Here is a 19,736-nt window from a genome sequence, read left to right on the forward strand (position 1 = left end):
TATAGCACATAATCCGGCTGTATCAAATTAAGTTTTTATAAACCGGGGAGCTGCATAAGAACATGCAGCTCCCCGGTTTATAAATGGTTATCCTGTATTTTCTTTTATTTGTCAGAAGAGGGTTTGCTTCCGAGGGTCACTTCAACCGTCTGTTCCTTGTACTCTCCGCTGTTCGCTCTGGAGATCACCACTTCGATGGTTTCTCCTGCCTCATAATACTGCAGCTTATCAACAAGGTCATCCTTGCCGCTTACCTTCTGTCCATCCAGCTTCACAATGATATCGCCTTTTTTGATCCCTGCATTATCTGCTGCGCCACCTTCCGTTACCTCAGTAATAAAAGCACCTGCCGGCATATTATACATCTGGATGGCTTCTGTTGTAAGATCAGCAGCCTTGACTCCCATATATCCTACCTTGGAAGAATCTTCCACCTTATCTCTGGTTTCGCGGTTCATCAGTTCTTCCAGGATCGGCTCTGCCTTGGAGATCGGAATGGCATATCCCATGCCTTCCACCTGACTGTCTGCATACTTGGCCGCATTGATACCGATCACTTCACCGTTCATGTTCAGAAGTGCACCGCCACTATTTCCGGGATTGATTGCTGCATCAGTCTGGATCAGTCCGCTGGCTTCTCCGTCCTCTGTACTAATGCTTCTGTTAAGGGCACTTATCCATCCGGAGGTAACTGACTGTCCATAGCCCAGTGCATTGCCAATGGCAACCACCTGCTCACCAACTACAAGATCGTCCGAGCTTCCCATCTGTGCGATCTTGATCTCATCCATGGTCTCATCCGGAATATCGGATTTCTCCACTGCCACCACTGCCAGATCATTCTCTTCATCGGTGCCTTTGATCTTGGCAGAAACTGCATTATCCACATCCGCATCTCCATCGGAGCTGCTTGCCATAGCCTGGGTTTCTTCTTCCGCTCCTACCACATCACTGCCTGCAAAGCACACAGTAAGTGTAGTCGCTCCAGATACCACATGGTTGTTAGTCGCAATGAGAAGCTCGCTGTCATTTTCTCCTACAATAATACCGGAACCACTTCCTGCACTCTGATACTGCCTCGTTCCATATCCGAAAAAGCTTGGGATTTCCTGCACACTGACAGATGTAATGGCAACGATAGAAGACATGGTTGCCTGGGCTACACCGGCCACTGTACCACTCTCTGCCACAATATCCTTCACAGTAGAATCCGCAGAGCTACTGTCAGTACTGTCCTCTGTCCCGGTAACTGTTTCTGTCTTTCCGATCGTTGTACTGCTGTCATTTCCTCTGTATTTATCTGCTGCAATATTCACACCCTGAAAAACTACTCCGGCTACCAGCCCAAAGATCACAGCCAGTGCCACCACAGTGGCTGCTTTCTTTCCAAAGCTGTTGTGGCCTGAAAAATCTCTCTTTTTCCGCGGCTTTTTGGGCGGTATATTTCCACCGGCATAATTACCGGCCTGAGGCTGATGCACCTCATAATGTCCGTATTTTGGTTTCTCCTGCGAAGTGCCTTCACTCTGTCCGGCACCTGCATAACTGTCCTGTCCGCTCTCCTGCATCCTGCGTCCCTCAGAATAAGGATGCGTCAGCGGTTTCTGTTCTGCCGAAGCATTCTTATCCTCATCCGGCAAGCCTGTCCCCCATTTATTCTCTTCACTCATGCCTCTGGTGCTCCCTTCTATGTTATCTGATGCATGTATCTGTTACTGCTCACTCCGTTCTCAGTAACATTTATTTCTCTTATAAAAGACAGTTTAACAGGGAATTGTGTTTAAACTGTGATATCTCTTTTAAAAAACCGTGACCTGCTCTTATTTGTTCTTTTTCCAGTATTCCGGATTCATGGTGCAGGATCGGATCATTTTTTCAGGGAGCTTTTTGTATCGTTTTCCGAGAAAATATCCGGCGTATTTGGAAGCGCTCTGCAAAAACAGTCCGGGGATCAGCCATATGTGGCCTGTTTTCAGAAGATATGCCATGCTTTTTTTTACCAGCCGGATGCCCTCACCTTCGGAAGGCACTCCTTCAAAAACCTCCGGATGCTCCGCCTGGGAAACTCCCAGATCAAAATTCCTGTGGAACTGCTGCATACAGGTGTAATTGTGAGAATGATATACACGCGCTTCTGATACATAGGCAACTCCATAGCCTTTTTTTACCATCCAGCCTGCATAGATCATATCTTCATTAAAAATAGCATGCTCCGGAAATCCACCAATCTCATCATAGATCCTGTGATCATAAGCAGCACAGACATTGGAGCAGAAATATGTTTTGATCCCGTAGGTCTGTACATCTTTTTCCGTTTTCAGACAGGACTGTTCCTGATAATTAAAGGAACGGGTATATTTTTCCAGAAATCTGCAGTCCTTTTTTGGAAGCTGACGCGCATAAGCGGCTCCTGCCTGTGGATTCTCTGCAAGAGCTCCTACCAGTGCTCCGATCAGTTCCCTGTCTGCCGGCATTGCATCCTGTGTCATAAATACAAGGATCTCCGCATCCGAAAGCTCTGCCGCCTGCCTTCTGGTACCGCCATGGTCAAATTCTTCTTTTGTAAGATGCCGGACTTCCACAAGCGGATATTCCTGTTCCCAGGTCTCTTTCCAGAATTTCTTTTCTGTATTCATGACAAGGATCTTATTGATAGGATATTTCTGTGCGCTGAGTCTTTCCAGCAGTTTTTCAAATTCTTCTCCCGGACGGTATGCCGGGATGATCACGTCTGTTTTTAATGTTCTCATATTTGTCTCCTGTCCAGAAAGGACCACCCGTTACTGGATGGTCCCTTCTGCTGGTTGCTCATTTTGATGTTTTATTCATTCTCCGAATAATCTTCTCCGTCGGTATAATCGTTATAATCCGTATCGGAATCGCCTCCGGAATAGTCCGTATCTGTGCTGTAATCGTCTCCGGAATAATCCGTATCTGTGCTGTAATCGTCTCCGGAGTAATCCGAATCATAATCTGTGTCTGTGCTGTAATCAGCATCATCACTTGTGTCCGTACTGCTGTAATCTGTGGATGTATCTCCCTGCCACGTGTACGAATCATCCGTTGCGTCATTCGGTGTATCTGTCACCGCAGGTGCAGTGTCCTGCACGTCGCCTCCGCCTGCGATATTTGTAATCTGGGCACTTCTGTTGAGTACATCCTGCGTCGGAGTGTAACTGGTGTCTCCATACAGAAACTGATGCATCTTCAGAACATTGGATTCCAGTGTGGTAGGTACGATAACGCTGCCCTTTACCTGGGCAAATTTATAATCGTTGGGGAAGCCTGTAGTTTCATCAATACTGTAGCCGATCATAGCCGGGATCATCTTCAGGATCTCTGTTTTGGAAACAGAAGTTTTTACCATCGGGAATACCTGATCCATAATATCAAAGATAGTGGAAAGTCCTGCCTTTTTCGCCTTATCTACGATCATCTGGATCACTCGTCTCTGTCTCTCGGTACGTCCCATATCAAGACTTGCAGTATAACGGATACGGCAGTAGGAGGTAGCCTGTACACCATTAAGATGATAGGTATCTACGATTGCTTCCTCATCCTCCGGCTTCGGATCCGGCAGTTCGATCGGTGTGTAGCTCTTTCCGGTTTCCTCTGATGTCTCCACACAGTAATTGTTCATATGAACGATCTCCGCATAGGAAAGAGGGATGTCCAATCCTCCGAGGCAGTCTACCACAGTTACCAGCGCATTAAAATCAATGGCAACATAATCTGTGATATTCAGATCCAGATTCGTATTCAGCATGGAAACCGCGTTGGTCGGTCCGCCAAATGCATATGCCGAATTGGCTTTGGAATAGGTATCATCCTTTACATTGAGAAGGGTATCTCTATAGACAGACACAAGTTTGACTGCCTTCGTATCATTGTTGATACTCGCAATGATGATGGTATCACTGTTCTCTGTATTCAGCTTCTCATTCTTGCTTCTGTGGTCCAGTCCGAACAGTGCATAGGTGGTATATCCCGTCATATGCGGTGCCTGATCATTAGTTACAATATCCTGGTCTGCAAGATCTGTTTCCTGGATGTCGATCTTATCCAGTTTGGCTGAGATCTGACCATAAACGAACAGACCTCCGATAAACAGGAGCAGTACGACGATCTCCAGGATAAATAAAATCTTCTTGCTTTTTTTCCGAGGTTTTGACATCTTTTCCTTTTCCCCTTTTTAGTATGCGTTCTTATTAATAAATCCTTTGAATATGGTAAGAAACATGATCTTTATATCAAATCCCACAGACCAGTTTTCGATATAATACAGATCACACTCTATCCTTTTTCTGATAGAAGTATCTCCACGATAGCCATTTACCTGTGCCCACCCGGTAAGACCCGGCCGCACCTGATGCTTGACCATATAACGTGGTATCTCCTCCCTAAACTTTTCTACAAAAAACGGCCGCTCCGGTCTTGGTCCCACAAGACTCATCTCACCCTTCAGAATGTTAAAAAGCTGTGGAAGCTCATCCAGACTGGTATGACGCATAAATTTACCGATTCCGGTAACTCTTGGATCGTTCTTTACTGTCCACGCCTTTTTTTCTTCTGATTCTTTCTGGATCTCCATGGACCGGAATTTATACATCCGGAAAGTCTGATTGTGAAGCCCGACACGTTCCTGCTTATAGATCAGCGGTCCCGGCGAAGTCAGCTTGATCAGCATACACAACACCAGCATCACCGGTGAGGACACAATGATCGCAACGATCGCGCCTGCAATATCCATAGATCTCTTGATCAGTGCATTAAACGTGTTGCTCAGGGGCACATACCGGATATTGATCACCGGAAGCCCGAGAATATCTTCTGTATATGGTTTGGTCGGAATAATATTATTATAATCCGGAATAAATTTTGTGTGCACGCCGGATTTTTCACAGAGTGCAACGATCTCTTCCAGACGATAATACTCACTTAAGCCCAGGGTAATGGCTATCTCATCCAGACGACTGGATGGAAGGATGATCATCAGATTGGCGATTCGACCGATCACCTTAACGCCCTTATAAGTAGTGCCTGCCGGCACATTGTCATCCAGTATGCCCCTGATCACGTATCCCCATTGCGGATTCTGCAGGATCCTGTCTACATATTCCTCGGCAGCACGGCTGTATCCTACCAGCAGCACCTGTTTCTGGTTCATTCCTTTTTTGCGCATATCCCGGAGAATGTAAAATATGACCATACGCACAAACCATTCCAGGACGATATTGATCACACAGAAAGAAACCAGAGTAAGACGGGAATAGTCCAGCTCTTTAAAATTGTAAAGTGCAAACATGATGATAAGGAGCCCTAACGCATTTGCCTTCACAATTCCGGCAAGTACGAGACGACGCCCCTGCATTCGCATCGGTGTATAAAGATCAAAGGCCTGATAAAGAAGTAAATATCCCGGAATAATGAATATCAGCATAAACATATATTCCTGGACGGTCTTGGACTGGACCGCCGAATGTTCAAAAATTCCCTGAAAACGGATCAACCAGGCCAGGGCATAGGAGGCCGCGATCACAAATACATCGATCAGCATATGGAGACGACTGAAATTTTTCTGGTTGTCTTTAATCAATTTCCGCCACCTCATTTAAGTTCATTGCTTTTATCTTATAATAGATGAAACTCAAAAGCAATAAAATCTTCCCTCCGAAATATAAAAATTCTGTGAAAATATGATGTCTTAACCGGCAAAACGCCTAAAAATGTTGATCCAGAGTTCAAACTGGAGCTGTATATAACGCGGAAGATTCCTCATGGAAAATCTGACTTTTTTGTTTTTGCGGCTGATCTGAAAGCCGTTTTTGATGCCTGCAAGGTACTCACGTCCGAATCCCTTGGACGCAAAAAACAGGATCTTCGCACCGAATCCCACCAGAAAAAACGGAAGGTTCAGCACGATCTGGAGAAACGGCATATTCTTATAGATAAGATAAATATTGTTTCTGGAAGAATACCGGATCTTAAACTGATTATATCTGGAGCCGCTGGTGCCGCTTCCTACATGATAAACCTTCGCTTTTGGAGCATACCAGTTCTGATAACCGCAGATCCTGGCACGATAGCCGATATCCAGATCCTCCAGATAAGCAAAATGCTCCTCATCAAAATCTCCGATCCTGTCAATAAATTTCTTACGGTAGATCGCAGCTCCCGCACAGGTGGAAAAAATCTTCTGCTCTCGGTCATAATGGCGGATATCCTTGCCTTTTCCCCTGGCAAAAGCCCAGCCAAGGGCACAGTAATAATTTCCGGCATCATCCATCTTGTCCCTGTCATGAAGCTGGATCATCTTTGCCTGACAGGAAAATGCCTTCTTATGTCTGCGCAGGGCAGCAACCATCTCCTCCAGGAAATCCGGTTCCGCTTCCGTATCATTGTTCAGAAGCAGCACATATGGGGAACGTGCCGCACGGATCCCTTCATTGACGGCTCTGCTGAAGCCGTAATTCTCCGGAAGCTGTATCATGTGTACCCATGGATATTCCGCCGAAACAAACGCACAGCTGCCATCAGTGGAACCATTATCCACTAGTATAACCTCAAAATTACGGATAGTCTGTCTTTCAAGACTGGAAAGAACACCATCCAGATATGCCATTCCGTTAAAGTTTGGTATGACTACTGATACTTCCTGCATTGCTTTATCCCTTCTTCTTTCCCATTCCCGGAAGGGGCTTCAGGGAATAATTCCATTTGGTTAAAGAAAGATTTTTGTTATAGTATGGATCTCCTTTTTTCAGGATATCCAGCCAGTGACAGCGCATGTATTCGATCTCCGTCTGGAAACGGCGGACCTTTTCCTCGCTGTCCTCAGTGCCTCTTGACTTGGATTCGTAATGATAGAGCTTCACATACGGATCATAGACGATCAGATGGCCGTGGCTTCGCACCTTCAGACAGAGATCCACATCATTAAACGCAACTGCAAGCTCTTCCGTAAAGCCTCCTGCCTCCAGAAAAACTTCCTTCTTCATCATCATACATGCTGCAGTCACACAGCTCATATCCTGCAAAAGAGAGGCCTTATGGAGATATCCAGTACGCTCTGCCGGCATATTCACAAACATGTTCCCGGCAATTCCGCCCATTCCCACCACACAGCCTGCATGCTGAATGGTGTTGTCCGGATAGATCAGCTTGACGCCAACTGCACCTGTTTCCTTACGCTGGCACACGCTCAGCATCTCTGACATCCAGTCCGGATCGATGACCTTTACGTCATTATTCAGGAAAAGCAGGTAATCTCCTTTGGCATGGCGCACCCCGAAATTGTTGATGGCAGAATAGTTGAAGCCTTTTTTCCAGCGGATCAGATGGACCCTGGGATCCTCCGAAAGCTTTCTGTAATACCGGAAGATCTCTTCGGAGCTGCTGTTATTCTCCACAATGATGATCTCGTAATTTTTGTAGGCAGTTTTTTCAAAAATGGATTCCACGCAGGCCTGAAGCGTTTCTTTCTCCTCACGGTTCGGAATGATAACAGAAACCAGAGGTTCTCCCTGCACCGGATACTTCACACGGTAAAATCCAAAATCCGGAGTATGCTCCACGGTTCCCGGAGTTCCGGTCCGTTTGAGATTCCCCTCAATGGCACGTCTGCCGGCTTCAAAAGCATACATCTTGCTTGCCGGATTATCTGCTGTGGAGGATTTGTGGGTCCTCCAGTGATAAAGGATCTCCGGTACATGGACCACTTCCCTGGCCTGCTCCACACAGCGGAAAATGAAATCATAATCCTGGGCGCCGTCAAATTCCCGGCGGAATCCGCCCACTGTCTGCACTACGGAACGTCTTACCACCAGAAAATGGCAGATATAATTATTGGATCTTAAAAGATCCAGGTTAAAGTCCGGTTTCAGATGGGGCTGAAAATGTTCAGAAAGATCTGTCGTGACCTTATCCTCATCTGTATAGATCACATCCGCCTCTGGATGCTCCTCCAGTGCCGCCGCGATCTCATACAATGCATTAGGTGCCAGCAGATCATCATGATCCAGAAGTGCGATAAAATCACCCTCTGCCATGGCAAAAGCCGCGTTTGTATTTTCTGCAATGCCAAGATTCTCTTTCAGATCCTGATAGCGGATCCTCCTGTCCATCTCTGCATAGGATCTCAGCACAGTCTGCATGTCTGGATCCTCCGGACTTCCGTTTGCCAGACACAGCTCCCAGTTCTCATATGTCTGTGCAAGGAGAGAGTCCAGCATCTGTCTTAAAAAACGCTCCGGTGTCAGATATGCAGGTACCACAATGCTGATCAGCGGCCCATCCGGAAATTTGCGTTTCCGCTGCTTCTCCAGTGTTTCCTCGTCAGGTCTGTATGCCTCATACCATGGTCCGTAAGGAACCTCTTCCGGTTCAAAACGCTCATGAAGCCGGATCCAGAACTCTTTCAGGCCATAATGCTTCAGGTATCTTAAGCCCTTCTGTACTGTATAGGGGGAAAGCTTCTTTATAAGTCTGTCCCATTGGATCTTTCCTGTAGAATCATCTTTACTCATATATTATCTCCGTATTACTCAGTTTGATGTTACTGTTCACTCTGTTTTTAGTAACAGTTTGAGTTACTGTTCACTGGCAATATTCCGCGAGGTGTTTTTTGTGAGCGAAGGTCACAGAAAACCCGAGACATACCGCGTGAATTTATGCGATTAGCATAAATTCTGTGCATCGCGAAGCGTGTTACTGAGAACGGAGTGAACAGTAACCAGTTTGATGAACATATTTTACCATTCCATCATTTTTTTTGCAAGGAAGAGAGGAAATGTGTTATACTGAGCTTACGTATGTATTGCTTACATAAGAATTATTTTTTATACAGGAGTACCATTTATCATGAAAAAATCAAGAATAACCACAGCGCTTCTGGCTATTGGGATCTCCGCTTCCATGGTGTTCCAGACTCCAGTTTTCGCCACAGAAGAAACCGCTGTTGCTGTATCCTCCGGTATTACCACCAATGGGATCAGCGGATGGCCTCAGGGGCCTGAGATCACTTCCGCATCTGCCGTGATCATGGAAGATACTTCCGATACGATCCTCTATGCCAAGGATATGGACACCACGCTTTCTCCGGCCGGCGCAGTTAAGATCATGACCTGTCTTCTGGCACTGGAGAACAGCCAGCTTGACGATCAGGTTACCATGACAGAAACCGGCGTATCCGGTGTTACAGACGGAGGCGCTCATATTTCCTCACAGCTCGGAGAGGTATTTACCATGGAGCAGTGCCTTTACGCTCTGATGCTGGCCTCTGCCAATGACATTGCACTCCAGGTTGCAGAACAGATCGGTGGATCTGTAGATGCCTTTGTCCAGAAAATGAACGACCGTGCCAAGGAGCTAGGATGTACCAATACGGTATTCACCAATCCTACCGGTCTCCCGGATGACAACCAGCATACCACAGCACATGATCTGGCTCTGATCATGCAGGCGGCTATCCGTAATGACAGCTTCCGCACCATCTCCGGAGCCACCTCCTATACGATCCCAGCTACCAATGTTTCCGGCGGTACCCGTAACCTGACAAGCTCTTTTACCATGACAGATCCTGCATCCGCTTCCTATTATGAAGGATGTATCGGCGGTCGTGAAAGTACCACCACTGCTTCCGGAAGCGTTCTTGTCACATCTGCACAGCGAAACGGTACTACTCTGATCGCAGTAGTCATGAACGGAGCGACCGGTCAGACAGCCAACGAAGCGATCTCACTTCTGGATTACGGTTTTTCCAATTTCCAGCTTCTGGATCTCAGCGAGGATGATTTTCACATCCTGTCCGGCGGCACTGTAATGGTTCCATCCGGCGCGACCGCAGACGACCTGACTACGGAAGATACGGAATCTGATGGTCAGATCTTACGCACCTATTCCTTTGGCGGAACTCAGGTGGGAACTGCAGTTGTCGAGGATCCCTCCCAGGAAAGCTCCTCCGATGTACTGGAAAATGATGAAAACATGGATTCTGCAAAAGCTTATTCCGAATCCAGATCCCAGATCCCGTATTTTGCCATTGGCGGTGTGGGCATCCTGCTCCTGATCCTTCTGCTGTGGCGCATGATCCGGATCATCCGTTCCTGATCTTGGTCCCCAGGCGGATATACTTCAGAATTAAAAAATCCCTCCTATGTACCGGTCATATCCGGATACATAGAAGGGATTTTTTTCTGCCATCTCACCCATCGGGGTGTCAGCCATAAAACGGAACTACCAGGAAGATATAGCATAAAAACGGCGAAGCAGCCAGAAGTGCTGTCAGGACCCGGTATATCCACATTCTGATATTTTCCTTTTTTACAAAACGCTCAAGCAGACGATTCCAGCCGGCTGTCACAAAATACATGGCCGGATACAGTGCCGGCATGATATAACGTCCCTGTGCCTGGTTGTCACTATAATATACATAATACATAAACAGACCCACAGGGATCAGGATCAGAAGGATCAGCAGCAGATGAAAGATCCCTTTTCTGTCCCATTTATCGTACACGGTTATTGTTTTTATCTTCAGCTTTTCACTTCCTGCTGCTTTTCGTTCTTTTACCACAGTACGTTTCTTCGGATAAAATATTCCCAGCATGGTCAAAATACCGATCCCACCCATTCCAAAGAACAGGAAATATGCCTTGCTCACACTATAAGGCATATAGATCTGCATCAGGCCAAAGGTTCCGATAAAGCTTACCAGAACTGTCAGCAGCCAGTTATGCTGCCAGCCCGGGTCCTGATACAGAAGGATATCCTTCCATGACCAGTTCAGCTTCTCCGGTGTAGGGTATCTGGACGGTCTGTAATCAACAGCCGCATATTTTTCCGCACACTGTGCACAGGCTTTTCTTCCGATAAGATCTCCGTCATAGAGAACGGCATTTCGTATAAACCACCAGTCGCATAAGGCAAAGGTTACTGCCGCGATCACGATCCCTCTCCGGAGCAGAAATGCAACTCTCTGTTTTACCGGCTCTTCCCTGCACAGAAGGACTGTCAGGCAGAAAAACAGGAAGCTGCATAAGATCCATCCGTAGGCATTATAGTAGGACAGTGCACAGACTGCCATTCCAACAGCCAGAAGGATCGAATTTCTGAAGCTCCAGTCTCTCGCTTCCAGATAACAGGACCAGGAATACAGGATCATCGCCATGGATAAAAGCGCCAGGGAATCCGTGTTTACATAAGTTCCCAGAAACAATGCCTGCGGCATAAAGCCTGCCAGTGCGGCAAACAGCCATCTTCCCTCTTTCGGAAAAAGCTTTCCGGATGCTTTCACCACAAAATATACCGCTCCAGTCACAAAGAGCACATCTGCCATCCTCGCCGCATGGAGTAATCCGTCTGCAGATGCATGGAACAAACCTGCGATCCCCATAAATACAGCAGATACCATATAGGAAAGGATCGGATAATAGGCATAGGAAATCCCCCATGTCGCATCACGGATGGTTGGCTCATCTCCAAGAGGCAGCTTTCCCGGATGCTCATGAAGATACTGTGCCACCATGTAGCGCATTTTTTCATCGGGGCCTGCCCCCAGGGGCTGCATAAACGCCCATGCAGTCAGGAGCAGAAATGCTGCCAGGACAAGAACCCCTGCCTGAACTCTCTCATCCTTCCAGATTTTTTTCTTTTCCAAAATATAACCTCCTATATCCGCTTCAGAGAGAAATCCTGGCTCTCCAGTGTAAGGTTCGGATTATAGTAAGGATCTCCGTCACGGAGGATCTCCGGCCAGTGCTTCTCAAAGGAAGCGATCTCGCGGTTAAATCTTGCCACCTTCTCCGGTGTATCCTCAAGACCTCTGGATTTGGATTCATAGTGATAAAGCTCCGCATAAGGATTGTATACAACCAGATATCCGGCTTTTCCCAGACGAAGGCAAAAATCTATGTCATTAAAGGCAACCTGAAATTCCTCACTTAATCCGTGAACCTTATCAAAGGCCTCACGCTTCACCATCATGCAGGCTGCGGTTACAGCGCTGTAATCCTGGGCACAGATGATCCTGTGGCAGTATCCGGTAGCGTCTCTCTTCTGCTGCACAAAGCAGTGTCCCGCAATACCGCCGAAGCCAACGACTACTCCTGCATGCTGCACGGTATCATCCTCATAATAGAGCCGCGCTCCTACAGCTCCCACATCCGGTCTCATACAGTATCCCAAAAGCTGCTCCAGACAGTCCGGGCTGATGATCTCCGTATCATTGTTGAGAAGAAGCAGATAGTCACCCTTAGCATGAGCAGCTCCGAAATTATTGATGGCAGAATAGTTGAAAATACCATCCCAGTACACCACATGGGCTTTCGGATTGGATGCTTCCAGCTCTTTATAGTAAGCAAAGGTCTCATCCTCCGTACTGTTATTCTCCACGATCACATACTCATAATTGCGGTAAGTTGCCTTTTCTTCGATGGAATCAATACATCTCTTCAGATCATCGATGTGATCCTTGTTTGGGATGATGATGGAGATCAGCGGTTTTTCCTCCCAGAGGAATTTTGTACGGTAAAGTCCAAGATATTCACCCTTTTCGATTTCCACCGGAACTCCGAGCCTGTCATAATGAGCCTTGATGGCACGTGCTCCTGCATCAAAGGCATACATCTTGCTTTCCGGATTCTCTGCTGTGGAATCCTCATGGCATCTCCAGTGATAAAGGATCCTGGGGATATGATGGATCTGCTCTCTTCCCGCAGCTTCCACACAGCGGAACACAAAATCATAATCCTGTGCACCGTCAAATTCCTTTTTCAGCATTCCGATCTGATCCACGATCTCTTTTTTTACGACAAAAAGATGACAGATGTAGTTTACTGTACACAAAAGATCAATATTGAAGTCCGGTTTGAAATGCGGTTGAAAGAATTTGTGCCCGTCCATGGACATCTTATCTTCATCGGAATACAGAACCTTAAGCTCCGGATCCTCATTCAGCGCTTTCACACACCGGAACAGAGCGTCCGGCGTCAGCTCATCATCATGATCTGCAAATACGATATAATCTCCTGTTGCCGCTTTCATGGCCGCATTGGTATTCTCTGCGATCTGAAGTGCCTGGTCGTTGCGAATCACACGGATCCTGTCATCACTTTTTTCCAGCCTGTTCAGATAATCGGTAAGAGGAGAATCTGCTCCGCTTCCGTCGGAAAGACAGAGTTCCCAGTTCCCGTAGGTCTGGGCTTCTATGGAATCTACCAGCTGCTGGAGATATTTTTCCGGTGTTTTGTAAAGCGGGATCACAATACTGAATTTTGGATTCCTGGAAAATTTCGTTTTTCTTTCTTCTGCAAGCTCTGCCTTGTCCGGCAGATGCTTCACAATCCATTTGGAATAATCCACCGGACGGTTTTTACGGTCCAGCACCTTTCCAAATACCTTTCCGGTAAGGGCTGCTGCCCCGTGAAGCTTCATGTAACGGCTTCCCTTACGGAAATATACCGCAGCTTTCTCCGCAAGGCGCTTCTGTGGCTGCAGATGTACCAGACGAAGCGTCCGCACATTGCCTGCCTCAAATACAATGTAGAATTCCTTCACACTGTCATAATGGAATTCAAAGAAAAAACCGCTCTTCTCATCGATCTCTGTTTCCTGGTACTGATTCTGTACATCCACACGTTTCAGTCTGGTGATCTCGCAGGGGATTTCCTTCCGGCTGCGATCCTCCAGGCGTATGGTCAGGGGGCTGTTAAAGGCTGCCCAGCCACGGACACGGCAGATCTTTTCCCCGGCTTCCACCTCGATGCTCTCAATAAAGTACTGCGGTTTTCCCTGTTTCCTGTAAAGCTGTGCTGCAGGAACAGAAAACCACCGGATACGTTTTTCACCCTTTACCGCATAAACAACAAGCTTCTTTTTGCCCTCCAGATCCGGCAGGCAGATTTCCATCTGCACACGTTCTCCGTTTACCAGATCCAGATCCTTAAAGCGCTCCAGGGCGCTGACACGCTCCTGGGCACTGATGGCTGCCGGAAGCTTTTCCCCGTCAAGAACGGCTTCCGGCTTATGATCCTTCGGCCAGGTTCCCTGAAGGTGATACAGAGAACTGTCCTTCAGGTCAAACCTGTCCTTTTCTACTTCGTATAGCTCTCGCTGCATAACAATTCCTCCATTGCATCCTTTCCGGTATTTACTGTAAGGTAATGTTCCATAACCTTCTGATGTGCGGCCTCACCCATGGCTTTTCTGGCCTTCTCATCAGTAACCAGAGCTTCCAGGGCATTGACCCACTCTTCTTTTGTGGTGCACATCCAGCCATCTTTTCCGTTTTCGACCACGTATTCCATCTCACAGTTACGGCTCATGACACTCGGAACCTTTACAAGGGCAGCCTCTGTCCACTTATTCTCGGATTTGCACCAGTGGAACAGGCTGTTCTCTAGCGGCATCAGATTGATATCAAGTCCTGCGATCACGGCAGGCAGCTGTCTCCAGTCCATAAACGGAAGCTTCTCGATGCGGTTCTGCACCGGCTCCATTCCGGATTCATCCAGCACACCCACCAACTTCAGGTAAACCTCCGGGTGGCGCTCCATCACCTCCAGAAGTGCTGCCTCCACCTGGGCAAAATCCTGATCATGGGTTTTGGAACCACTTAAATATCCGATATAGATCCGGTCTTTAGCCTTGTCTGTCTGCTCCACAGCCTCGTGAGACAGGATCTCCATCTCCATACTCATACAGTTGCGGTTGATCACCACCGGTTTTTCCGGAAATTCTTCCCGGATCTCTCCTGCCAGTGTCTCCGTAGATGTAAAATATCCGTCGCAGAATCCCATACATCCGCGGATACGGTCTGTAGTTGTGCGGAAGTCACTGTACTCGCTTCCCTTCAGGAAATGCAGCCCGGAAATTTTTTCGTAATTAAATACTAGGTCATCCACATCATAGTAAACAGGGATTCCGGCTGCTTTCGCCCGGTTGGCAAGCAGTTCTGCTTCCATCAGCTTGCTGCAGCGGTACATCACGATCGCTGTATATTCCTCGATCTTTTCCTGCTCTGCCTGATCTATCTGGATAAACTTCGATGCATAGCCTTTAAGGATCAGCTGCTCCCGGAAATGCTCCACACGATATCTGGAGGCAAAGGAAATCTCCTCTCCTACAAAAAGAAGCCTGCGTTTTTCCACAGGGAGCTCACTTTCGCCGAGAGTTTTCCACAGAGAAATCATCTCTTCCACAATATTCTCCGGCTTCTCATCTTTCAGAACAAGGCCCTTGGCATAGCGTTTCACACGTTCTACAGGTGCACCTACCGGAAGTACCGCTACCGGAAATCCCATGGAAATGATCTCCGAGGTTGTGTAGGAGAATGTCTCCGGCCATACGGACGGGATCAGGAACATATCAATATCCTGCTCCAGGGTAAGTCTTGGGATCTCCTCTCTTGTATATCTTCCTGTCTGGGAAAATACCGGACTTTCGATCTCTTCGTCGGAAGTACCGATCAGTCTCAGACGGATATTCAGTTCATTCTCTTCGATATATCCTGCAAGCGCCTTCACAACCTCCAGGCCTTTTTTGTAGCAGAGTACGCCGATAAGACCAATGTTAAAGGTCTCTGTGGTTTTTTTATTTTTTTTCACTGCCGGAAGGTAATGGGGTGCATGCGGGATCACATGGAGATTGTATACATCCGGATAAGCACGCTTGAACAGCCTTGCCGTATCATCGGAAAATGCACGGATCTCATCACAGTTTGACAGAAATTCCCGGAATTTTGTACGCCAGAGCGTTCCGGTTCCGTATTCTGTGCAGGCATTGCTGCGGTTATCCGGAATACATTTATCGCAGACCTCACAGGATGGAACACCACAATATTTTCCTTCTGCATCAATCAGATTCACTGCCGGGCAAAGGGCAAAGAAATCATGAAGAAGCATAAGGAGCTTCGCACCCTGCTCTCTCTTAAGACGCAGGATACGTTCCAGGGTTCCGTAAATATTCTGATAGGTCACAAGCTCGTTAATCCAGATCTCATCCACACGCATCAGCTCACCAAGGGCAGTTTCCAGATCATTTGCAAAAAATTCCATCTCATACTGCTTATACTGATACGTAAAGTAAAAACGATTGCTTACGATATTATAGCGGATGGTCACAAAACGGTATCCTTCCCGCAGAGCCAGACGTCTTTTTTCCACAAGATAAGCCGTTGCGCCGCCGCCAAGATCATGGTCAAAGGCCACAATGGTAGGCACATCCAGCTTCCTGTTGAGAAGCTTCATTTCCACGTAGAGTCTTACTGGACGAAGCGGGTCTCTTCTGCAGTAATCCGCAGTATCCTTGTTGTAATCCGGATGCTTGCGGAGCAGCGCCTCACTGTGCTCTTTCAGGAGTCTCTGCTTTTCCTCAGACGGGAAGCTTCCACCATGCTTGTGATATACAAACAGGTTATCCACATGCACGTTCTCATAGCCTGCAGCTATGGCACGCTGGCACCAGTCATTCTCCTCACCGTAGCCTTTTCCGAAATTCTCCTCATCCAGAAGGCCAACCTCCTGGATCGCTTTCAGGTTCATACCCATGCAGAAGCCCACACCGGTAGGCATAGCCGGATACTGCGGACGGATCATGCGGAATTCATCATCGATCTCCCACAGCGGCATTCCCTCAAACAGTTTGTTATCCCGGCAGAAATCCGGGAAGCTGCAGATGGTTCCGCAGGTGGTAAACGGTGTAGTGGTTGCAATGTTTTCCTTTGCAAAGATCGGAAGCATCAGGCGCTCCAGCCACTCTTCCGGAACCTCCACATCTGTATTTACAAGAGCCACATGATTTTCCGCCATCTTTAATCCACGGTTTACAGACGGAAGAAAGCCCATATTGGTCTCATTATTCAGAAGTACCACATTGTCATGCTCTGCGGCATATTTTTCCAGATAGTTTCCTACCTCAGGATCCGGACTCTTGTCATTTACGATGATCAGACGATAAGGAACCTTCGTCTTTTCAATTCCGGAAAACAGGGCATCAAAATACTCCAATCCGTTGTAAACCGGCACGATCACATCTACCTTCTGCTGATAGACTGCCTGTGGATATGCCTTTCTCGCACTGCGTATATGACGCTGTTTGAAATGACGGAGATTTCCGATACTCTTCGGATCTTCGATCGCGTATACCAGAAGCTCTTTCTGATCCCTGGTTCCCGGGATCTTTCCGATAAGGAATCTTCCGGTATCCGCTGCGGTTCCGTATTCCAGGAAAACAGAAGTCTCTGCCGGCGCAAGAACCGTTGCTAGGAAAGAAAATCCGGCACTTTCCGCATCCGGATTTCCAATGGCATTAGCCACATCCGTACGGTAGATTGTAGTACAGGAAGCCTCCTGAAGCTTCTGTGTTCCCTGATAAAATGCGATCCTTGGCTGTCCCATAGACGCAAACGTCGGATCAAAGGCCCAGCCAATGGCATTTAAGGTGCCATTCTCATAATGGAAGAAATCAACACTGCCCATACAGGTAGGAGTTGTCTCCACTCCCATCACTGCTGCCGGCTCTGTATGATAACGAAGAACCTTTTTGACCAGTCTCTTTACCTGCGCTTTTTTGCCTGGATGACGAAGGGCCTCCTCCTGCGCACGTGCTGCTTCCTCTGCAGCCTGCTTTGCGGCACGTTCAGCCTCTTTTCTGACACGCTCCTGTTCTCTTCGTACTTCACGCTCTTTTTCAAAGGCCAGAAGCTTTTCCACATCCGGAAGCTCAAGGCAGTCAAGTTTTCCCTCTATTACGATCCTGTCCACATTTTCCGGGTGCGTAACATCGATAAGATAAAAGCCATCGGTGGTAAAAAACGCAGTGGTACTGTTATCCACCTTCATATGGACACCCTGAGGCACAAGCTCCGCACTGCATCCGCAATCCAGACGCTCTATCCTCACTTTCAGGAAATGACCGTTTGCAGGATTCCAGCGGAGATTTCGTATTCCTTTGATACCGGAAAGCGCAAACTCTACCCGGAAACGGTTTCCGGAAAGTTTTCCCTCTGCATAAAGTGTATGCTCTTCACAGAATCCCTCACCAAGATCATAGTACAGCTTGCTGTGCATCTGGTGCTTTTCTCTTTCTCTGTTCACCAGCTCTGTTACGGAAACCGGCACCTTTTTCTGTTCAAACGGGATCAGGGAACCACAGCCCACATACTCATAGACGAAATGCATGGTCCAATCCATAAATATCTCATAGTCTGTATAGCTGATATCAAACTCCGCCATCATCTCATCCTCATGACATAACCGCGGCAGCTCAGAAACATGTGTATACAGTTCATGGATCAGGCGCCACATGATAAAATTCACAGGCACAGGGAAATCAAACATCCACTCATAATCTATGATCTGATTTTCCTTTTCTCCCATAAAGATGTTGCTGCAGATCAGGTCCACATTGGCCGGGCAGACACATTCGTAATCCTCTCTTCCCGGATGATCACCAAATACCTCGCGGAACTCTCCGGTCCTGTAATCCACAATCTGACGAGCCCCGAAAAATTCCTGATAGAATTTTTTAAGAAGGGCCTTGATCTCTTCAAGATCTTCTTTCTGGGCAAGCTCTGCGATTTCCTGGTGAAGAGTTTTTCCAGTAAGGAGCGGATAAGAGATCTTTCCGTTTTCTGCCCTGCAGGGAAGATTCTTGTATTTATCGGATCCGGTACTCTCTGTTCCGGTTTTTTCCAGTTTTTCCACAAATTCCTCAGCCTGGGGCACCATAGCCTCTTTTTCCGCACGGACCTCTCCGTTCTCCCGGACGATTCTGGTCAGAAGACGGAACTTTTCTTTTCGCTCCTGGTTCAGCTTCACATAAAGGATTTCCTCCGGGTCCTGATTCTCGGTACGTCCTGCCTCCACAAGAAAAGAATTCACAAAGCTGTCCAGGATCTTCTCTTTTTCGAAGGCCTTTACGCCTTCACTTTCTGCAAAAAGATCTGCTGTCTTATCTGTGTATACAGGATAGCTTCTTCCGTAGGAATTGGTATAAAGGCTCTCATCTGTAAAAATCTCTGTCGGAAATTTATAATCCGGATACGGGTAGTAAAAGCGCAGAAAAGGAAAGCCGCTGTTTTCCAGCAGCTCTCCCAGTTCATTCTTGGAAAAGGTGCGCACAGACTGATTTCCCGGATATCCATTGATCCCGAAAAAATGAAGATCTGTGTGATCCTCCGGTGCTCCGGCAAAGTACTTCAATCCCAGTCTGTTCTCAATGGCGATCAGAAGTCTTCCCTCCGGCTTCAGATAAGCGCCCATACGCTGAAGAAATGTCTCGTAAGGAGTTTTTCCCTCGGTAAAGCTCATGGCATACTCCAGCACACCGTTTACTACCACATAGTCGAATTTTTCCGGAAAAGTCATGTCATTCAGGTTTCCAACCATGATCGTCAGATTTTCCTTATCCCTGTTTCTCGCATAATTGATATCTGCCCGACGTTTGGAAAGCTCCACGGAAGTCACATGACCGGCCTTGCGGCAAAGCATTCCGGTAATGGCTCCGCATCCGGCTCCGATCTCCAGAACGGAATCCGCCTTTTTCAGAGGATACCAGCTTAAGATATTCTCCCGCAGCCCTGAAAAATGGTAGACCATTGGAAAACTCACCTCTTCCTCCGGCAGGTCTTCAAAAGATTTGCCTTCCTGTGCCATTTTCAGAAGTGTTTCCTCGATATCCCCATCGGAATAATGATCCTTCGCCGTATAATAATCTAAATTCAACTCCGCCATAGTCGT

General features: G+C 47.3%; 10 protein-coding genes. 1 reads left to right on the forward strand and 9 read right to left on the reverse strand.

Annotated elements, in window-relative coordinates; genetic code table 11:
- Positions 1-104 precede the first annotated feature (104 nt).
- The 6 genes from BN3261_RS09575 to BN3261_RS09600 all read right to left on the reverse strand — a co-directional run bounded on the left by BN3261_RS09575 (position 105) and on the right by BN3261_RS09600 (position 8,525).
- Complete coding sequence (locus tag BN3261_RS09575) at positions 105-1,670, reverse strand: S1C family serine protease (RefSeq protein ID WP_110925790.1); 1,566 nt, start codon at positions 1,668-1,670, stop codon at positions 105-107.
- A 150-nt stretch (positions 1,671-1,820) separates the two neighbouring features.
- Positions 1,821-2,750, reverse strand: a complete 930-nt coding sequence (locus BN3261_RS09580) for a glycosyltransferase family 2 protein (RefSeq protein ID WP_059086135.1) — start codon at positions 2,748-2,750, stop codon at positions 1,821-1,823.
- Positions 2,751-2,821: 71 nt separating this feature from the next.
- Entirely contained in the window at positions 2,822-4,174 is a 1,353-nt protein-coding gene (locus BN3261_RS09585) for an LCP family protein (RefSeq protein ID WP_059086136.1), read from the reverse strand.
- A gap of 18 nt (positions 4,175-4,192) precedes the next feature.
- On the reverse strand, positions 4,193-5,596 hold the full coding sequence (locus tag BN3261_RS09590) for an undecaprenyl-phosphate glucose phosphotransferase (protein WP_022426969.1): 1,404 nt from the start codon (positions 5,594-5,596) through the stop codon (positions 4,193-4,195).
- Between the two features lie 108 nt (positions 5,597-5,704).
- Complete coding sequence (locus BN3261_RS09595) at positions 5,705-6,661, reverse strand: glycosyltransferase family 2 protein (protein ID WP_059086137.1); 957 nt, start codon at positions 6,659-6,661, stop codon at positions 5,705-5,707.
- Positions 6,662-6,665: 4 nt separating this feature from the next.
- The gene (locus BN3261_RS09600; RefSeq protein ID WP_021651910.1) at positions 6,666-8,525 is read right to left on the reverse strand and encodes a glycosyltransferase family 2 protein; all 1,860 of its coding nucleotides are present in this window, start codon (positions 8,523-8,525) and stop codon (positions 6,666-6,668) included.
- Between the two features lie 334 nt (positions 8,526-8,859).
- Here BN3261_RS09600 and BN3261_RS09605 point away from each other — a divergent pair, with 334 nt between their 5' ends.
- Positions 8,860-10,107, forward strand: coding sequence for a D-alanyl-D-alanine carboxypeptidase family protein (locus BN3261_RS09605; protein ID WP_059086138.1), 1,248 nt, complete (start codon positions 8,860-8,862; stop codon positions 10,105-10,107).
- A 109-nt stretch (positions 10,108-10,216) separates the two neighbouring features.
- Here BN3261_RS09605 and BN3261_RS09610 read toward each other — a convergent pair whose 3' ends face one another.
- From BN3261_RS09610 to BN3261_RS09620, 3 genes are read right to left on the reverse strand one after another with little or no spacing between them, the layout of a single operon-like run.
- Positions 10,217-11,656 carry an ArnT family glycosyltransferase gene (locus BN3261_RS09610; RefSeq protein WP_235812365.1) on the reverse strand — a complete coding sequence of 480 codons (1,440 nt, stop codon included), beginning with the start codon at positions 11,654-11,656 and terminating at the stop codon, positions 10,217-10,219.
- A gap of 11 nt (positions 11,657-11,667) precedes the next feature.
- The gene (locus BN3261_RS09615; RefSeq protein WP_059086139.1) at positions 11,668-14,115 is read right to left on the reverse strand and encodes a glycosyltransferase family 2 protein; all 2,448 of its coding nucleotides are present in this window, start codon (positions 14,113-14,115) and stop codon (positions 11,668-11,670) included.
- Positions 14,091-19,730, reverse strand: coding sequence for a glycosyltransferase (locus tag BN3261_RS09620; RefSeq protein ID WP_059086140.1), 5,640 nt, complete (start codon positions 19,728-19,730; stop codon positions 14,091-14,093). The genes BN3261_RS09615 and BN3261_RS09620 overlap by 25 nt, the downstream gene beginning before the upstream one ends.
- Positions 19,731-19,736 lie beyond the last annotated feature (6 nt).

The organism is Blautia massiliensis (ex Durand et al. 2017), from assembly GCF_001487165.1.
GTDB classification, from domain to species: domain Bacteria; phylum Bacillota; class Clostridia; order Lachnospirales; family Lachnospiraceae; genus Blautia_A; species Blautia_A fusiformis.